The 5484-nt window shown below is 68.3% G+C and carries 7 protein-coding genes; all 7 read right to left on the minus strand.

The window, feature by feature from the left end; translation table 11 throughout:
• The coding region (locus JOZ00_RS23870; protein WP_293349057.1) for a DegV family protein at positions 1–786 on the minus strand (786 nt) is incomplete at its 3' end.
• Complete coding sequence (octT, locus tag JOZ00_RS23875) at positions 783–1523, minus strand: diglucosylglycerate octanoyltransferase (RefSeq protein WP_293349060.1); 741 nt, start codon at positions 1521–1523, stop codon at positions 783–785. The genes octT and JOZ00_RS23870, both read right to left, overlap by 4 nt.
• Complete coding sequence (gpgP, locus tag JOZ00_RS23880; RefSeq protein ID WP_293349063.1) at positions 1513–2187, minus strand: glucosyl-3-phosphoglycerate phosphatase; 675 nt, start codon at positions 2185–2187, stop codon at positions 1513–1515. Before gpgP ends, octT begins: the two co-directional genes overlap by 11 nt.
• A complete protein-coding gene (rsfS, locus tag JOZ00_RS23885) occupies positions 2184–2573 on the minus strand; it encodes a ribosome silencing factor (RefSeq protein ID WP_293349066.1) in 390 nt (129 codons plus the stop codon). Before rsfS ends, gpgP begins: the two co-directional genes overlap by 4 nt.
• The gene (nadD, locus tag JOZ00_RS23890) at positions 2570–3160 is read right to left on the minus strand and encodes a nicotinate-nucleotide adenylyltransferase (RefSeq protein ID WP_293349069.1); all 591 of its coding nucleotides are present in this window, start codon (positions 3158–3160) and stop codon (positions 2570–2572) included. Before nadD ends, rsfS begins: the two co-directional genes overlap by 4 nt.
• A 97-nt stretch (positions 3161–3257) precedes the next feature.
• Entirely contained in the window at positions 3258–4706 is a 1449-nt protein-coding gene (locus JOZ00_RS23895) for a VWA domain-containing protein (protein WP_293349072.1), read from the minus strand.
• Between the two features lie 10 nt (positions 4707–4716).
• Positions 4717–5484: MoxR family ATPase (locus tag JOZ00_RS23900; protein WP_293349075.1), on the minus strand; the 768-nt coding region annotated here is incomplete at its 5' end.

The raw sequence follows: 5484 nt of genomic DNA on the forward strand, positions 1-5484 counted from the left end.
GTGCAACGCCAGCACCGGGCCCAACCCGGTGACGATCGCGGGTTCGCACGCCGGTAACCGTCGCGCCAGCGTCGCGGCCACCTCGTCGGCGCCGTCCGGGTTGGCGACGTGGTGCACGGCCAAGGCGGCGTGGCCGTCGCCGACGGCCGCGCAGACCCGGTCGATCATCGTCTCGGTCGCGTGGCTGACGGTGCGCACCCGTTGGGCCAGAACGAGTTTGCCGTCATCGATGCGCAGCAGCGGCTTGAGCGCCAGTGCGGTGCCCAGCCAGGCCTTCGCCCCGCCGATCCGTCCGCTGCGCCGCAGGTTGTCCAGCCGCTGCACCACCATGAACGCCTGGGTGCGCGGCACAGCCGCATTCGCCGCGGCGGCCACGGCGTCCACGTCGCCGCCCTCGGCCGCGGCCCGGGCGGCGGCCAGCGCCACAAAACCGGTGCCCATCGCGGTCGACTTCGAGTCGACAACCCGCACGCCGGGGTCCAGGTCGGCCGCGGTCCGCTCGGCAGCACCGCAGGTGCCCGACAGCGCGGACGAAATGTGCACTGCCACAACGCCGTCCCCGTCGCTGTCGGCCAGTGCCTGCTGGTAGGTGTCGGCAAGTTCGGCCGGCGTCGCCGCCGCGGTCGTGGCGTGCAGCTTGTGAATGTCGTCGGGGATCTCGTCCACACCGTCGCGCAGGTCGGCGCCGTCGAGCAGGATGTGCAGCGGAACCACGCGGATCGACCACTTTTCGAGCAGATCGGCGGGCAAGCGCGCCGACGCGTCGGTCACCACTACGACAGTCACGAGCGCCGCTCGTCTGGCACGCCGGCCTCGGCGAGCGCCTTCAGCATCAACTCGGCGACCGCTTGATGCGCTTCGAAATTCCAGTGGATGCCGTCGGGGTTCCCGCGACCACTCATAATTTGTTCGGCCACAGCGGCTTTGAGGTCCACCAGCGGAACATCATGGCTGTGCGCCCATTCGGTGATCGCCGCCACCGTCCCGGGCCGACCGTGGTGGGCCTTGCCGTACGTCTCCGCGATGTGCACCGACGGCAACGACGCCACCACCGGGATCCCGGGCCGATTGAAATCGATTGCGCCGCGGGTCTGTTCGAGATACTCCGCACTCAGGCGGGGAGGCAACGCCGGCCTGGCCACCGGCGAGAGCCTGGGCTGCAGCCAGCCGTAGCCGTCGCGGACCCAGCGGCGCAACCAGGGCGGCCGGACATATCGGATCAACTCGCGCACCGCAGTCGGCAGCACCGACGGCAGCGAGTCCATGCCGCCGGTCGCGAAGACGACGGCGCCGGCCCGGGGCAGCGCAGCCCATGCCCGCGGGTCCTGCGTCGCCGCCCACCAGATGTCGCGGCAGGTCCAGCCGATGCGGCCGATCAACTCCAGATCCCAACCCAGTTGCGAGGCAACAATATTCGGCCAGATCCGGGGGTCGTCGGCGGGTAGGCCCCCGGTGGGGCCGTAGTAGGCCAGCGAGTCGGCGAAGACCAACAGGATGGGCCGTGCCCGCTGCTCAGAGGACATCGTTGGAGACCTGCGCCGAAGCGTTCCAGACGTCCAGACGCCAGCGGATGCTGTCGAATTCGTCTGCGGGATCGTCGGAGTAGCCGGACAGCTGCACCCAGCTCGCATTGCCCATGCCACCGAGGATCGGCCAGTTCTCCACCGGAAGCTTCAGCAGCGCAGCGGACAATGCGGCGATCAGACCCCCGTGGGCCACCAGCACCACCGGGCGATCCGGCCCGTCGGGATCGCCCCATTCCGGCTCGCCGGACACCAGTTCGGCAACCAGCGGCACGCTACGGGCGGCGACGTCCACCCTGCTTTCGCCGCCGTGCGGTGCCCAGGTGGCGTCCTCGCGCCAGGCCAGCCGGGCGCCGGGCGCCTGCGCATCGACCTCGGTGTGGGTCAGTCCCTGCCAGTCGCCGAGATGCGTTTCGCGCAACCGCTGATCCACCCGGATCGGCAGAGCAGTGCGCTCCCCCAGCTTGGTAGCCGTGTCGTAGGCGCGGTGCAGATCCGACGACGCGATCAGCAACGGCTGCAGCTTGCCGAGCACCTCGGCGGCGGCCACCGCCTGTGCCCGCCCGAGCTCGCTGAGTTCGGAGTCCAGCTGCCCTTGCATCCGGCTGCCGGCATTGAACTCGGTTTGCCCGTGCCGCAACATGATCAGCCGACGAATCCTCATCGCGTGCCCGCCGAGTCGTCGGGCTCGTCGGCCAACTCCACCGGCACCACCGGGCAGTCGCTCCACAACTTGTCCAGGGCATAGAAATTGCGCTCGTCCTGATGCTGGATGTGCACGACGATGTCGCGGTAGTCCAGCAGCGTCCAGCGACCCTCCCGGGTGCCCTCTCGACGCGCCGGCTTGTAGCCCGCCCCGCGCATTTTCTCCTCGACCTCGTCGACGATGGCGTTGACCTGCCGCTCGTTGGACGCCGAGGCGATGACGAAGCAGTCCGTGATCACCAGCTGGCCCGAGACGTCGATCACTACGACATCGTCGGCCAGCTTGGCGGCCGCCGCACCCGCGGCCACGGTCGCCATATCGATCGCTTCCTGAGTCGCGGTCATGCGCCCTCCCCGCGATACAGCCGGCGCTTGGAGACGTACTGCACGACGCCGTCGGGCATCAGGTACCAGAGCGGCCGCTTGTGCGCAGCGCGGTGCCGGCAATCGGTCGACGAAATCGCCAGGGCCGGGATCTCGACGAGCGTCAGCGCGTCGTCGGGCAGGTCGCCCAGCACGCCGGTGATGTGCTCGCGGCGCAACTCGTAGCCGGGCCGGCTGACCCCGATAAAGCGGGCCAAATCGAAGACCTCCTCAAAGCCTTGCCACGACAGTATGGAAGCCAGGGCGTCGGCGCCGGTGATGAAGTACAGCTCGGAGTCCGGGTTCTGCGTGTGCAGGTCGCGCAGCGTGTCCCTGGTGTAAGTGGGACCCTCCCGGTCGATGTCGACCCGGCTCACCGAGAAGCGGGGATTGGGCGCGGTGGCGATCACCGTCATTAGATACCGGTCCTCGGCGGCGGAGACGCTGCGCTCCTTCTGCCACGGCTGGCCGCTGGGCACGAAGACGACTTGGTCGAGGTCGAACAGGTCGGCGACCTCGCTGGCGGCAACCAGGTGACCGTAATGGATGGGATCAAACGTCCCACCCATTACTCCCAGCCTGCGAAGCCGCTTTTGCACGATGTGCCAGCTTACTTGAGCGCGCGATCAGCGCCGATTCGTCAGCCCGACGGACGCCGCGAGCCCCCTAGACCGGCAGCAGCTGATCGATCACCGCGGCCAGTTGCTTGGCCGACCGGCATTCGTGCATCGCGATGACCTCTTGATAACGCGGCACCGCCGAGTCACCGCTGCCCCACAGATGCTTGGGCTCGGGGTTGAGCCAATGCGCGTGCCGACTCGCGGTCACCATATGGGACAACAGCTCGGTTTCCGGATTGCGGTAGTTGGTGCGCCCGTCGCCGAGGATCAGCAGCGAGCTGCGCGGCGAGAGCACGTTGGGAAACGCCTGCTCGAACGACGCGAACGCGTTGCCGTAGTCGGAATGGCCGTCGCGGCTGTAGACGCCGGCTTCCCGGGTGATCCGCTGGATGGCCACGGCCAGATCGGCATCGGGGGAGAACATGTGGGTCACCTCGTCGGTCGTGTCAATGAAGGCGAACACCCGGACACGCGAAAACTGTTGACGCAGAGCGTGAACCAACAGCAACGTGAAGTGGCTGAACCCGGCGACCGAGCCGGACACGTCGCACAGCACCACCAGCTCCGGCCGTGCCGGACGGGGTTTGGCCAGCACCACATCGATCGGAACCCCGCCCGTCGACATCGACTTGCGCAGCGTCTTGCGCAAGTCGATCGACCCGGCGCGGGCGCGGCGCCGGCGTGCGGCCAGCCGGGTCGCCAGGGTTCGGGCCAGCGGGGCCACCACCCGGCGCATCTGGCGCAACTGCTCGCCCGAAGCGCGCAGGAATTCGACGTTCTCGGAAAGCTGTGGGATACCGTACATCTGGACGTGGTCGCGGCCCAGCTGCTCGGCGGTGCGCCGTTTCGTTTCGGCGTCGACCATCTTGCGTATCTGGGTGATCCGCTGTGCGGCAAGCGCTTTGGCGATCTGCTCCTGGGTGGGCGTCGGCTCGTCGCCGTAGGGGGCGAGCAGCCCCGCTAACAGCTTGCCCTCCAACTCGTCGAGAGCCATCGCCTTGAGCGCCTGATACGACGAGAAGGACGGTCCGCGGCTGGAATTGTATTTGCCGTAGGCCTCGACGATCCGGGCGATCATCGCGACCATGCGCTCGTCCATGTCGGCGAGGTCCGGGTTTTCGTTCAGCAGGTCCAGCAGCATCTGGCGCATCGCCTCGACATCGTCGGGCGGCAACGCGTCCTCGTCCGCTGTCCCGTCGGCCTCATCCTGAAGCACCACCGCGCGCGCACCCAGCGCCGCGGGGAACCACAGGTCGAACATCGCGTCGTAGGTTTCGCGGTGGTCGGGGCGGCGCAGCACCGCACAGGCGATGCCCTCGCGCAGCACCTCACGATCGCCAAGGCCGAGCGTGGCCATCACCCGACCGGCGTCCACCGTCTCCGATGGCCCCACCGAAATCCCGGCTCCGCGAAGCGCTTCCACGAATCCGACCAGATGGCCGGGCAACCCGTGCGGAGCGAGCGGACGAGCGGGGCGGATACGGCGGGGGGCCATCGACGTCTTCCTAGTTCAGCCGGAGCTCGCCGGTGGCGCGCTGCTGGTCGGACTGATGCTTGAGGACCACGCCGAGCGTGGCGGCGACGACCGAATCGTCGATGGTGTCCAGGCCCAGCGCGAGCACCGTGCGACCCCAGTCGATGGTCTCGGCGATGGACGGCACCTTCTTGAGTTGCATGCCGCGCAGGACCCCGATGATACGGACCAGCTCCTCGGCGAGGTGGGCGGGAAGTTCGGGAACGCGGGACAGCAGAATCCGCCGTTCCAGCTCCGGGCTGGGAAAGTCGATGTGCAGGAACAGGCACCGGCGCTTGAGCGCCTCGGACAGTTCGCGGGTGGCGTTGGAGGTCAGCAGCACGAACGGCGCCCGCTCGGCGGTGAGCGTGCCCAGTTCGGGGACGGTCACCGCGAAGTCGGAAAGCACCTCCAAGAGCAGGCCTTCGATTTCGATGTCGGCCTTGTCGGTCTCATCGATCAGCAGGACCGTCGGGTCGGTGCGCCGGATGGCGGTCAGCAGCGGACGTTGCAGCAGAAATTCCTCGCTGAACACGTCGTCCTTGGTCTGGTCCCAGTCGCCGGAACCGGCCTGAATACGAAGGATCTGCTTGGCGTGGTTCCACTCGTACAGCGCGCGCGCCTCGTCGACGCCCTCGTAGCACTGCAGCCGTACCAGGCCGGATCCGGTGGCCTGAGCGACGGCACGGGCCAATTCGGTCTTGCCGACACCGGCCGGGCCTTCCACCAGCAGCGGCTTGCCGAGCCGGTCGGCCAGGAA

Origin of the sequence: Mycobacterium sp., from assembly GCF_019243155.1 — a bacterium.
Taxonomy (GTDB): domain Bacteria; phylum Actinomycetota; class Actinomycetes; order Mycobacteriales; family Mycobacteriaceae; genus Mycobacterium.

Excerpts from the sequence above, each read along its gene's own strand:
- gpgP (WP_293349063.1), bottom strand. The coding sequence starts at position 2,187 with ATGAGGATTCGTCGGCTGATCATGTTGCGGCACGGGCAAACCGAGTTC.
- octT (WP_293349060.1), bottom strand. The coding sequence starts at position 1,523 with ATGTCCTCTGAGCAGCGGGCACGGCCCATCCTGTTGGTCTTCGCCGAC.
- nadD (WP_293349069.1), bottom strand. The coding sequence starts at position 3,160 with ATGGGTGGGACGTTTGATCCCATCCATTACGGTCACCTGGTTGCCGCC.
- JOZ00_RS23895 (WP_293349072.1), bottom strand. The coding sequence starts at position 4,706 with ATGGCCCCCCGCCGTATCCGCCCCGCTCGTCCGCTCGCTCCGCACGGG.
- rsfS (WP_293349066.1), bottom strand. The coding sequence starts at position 2,573 with ATGACCGCGACTCAGGAAGCGATCGATATGGCGACCGTGGCCGCGGGT.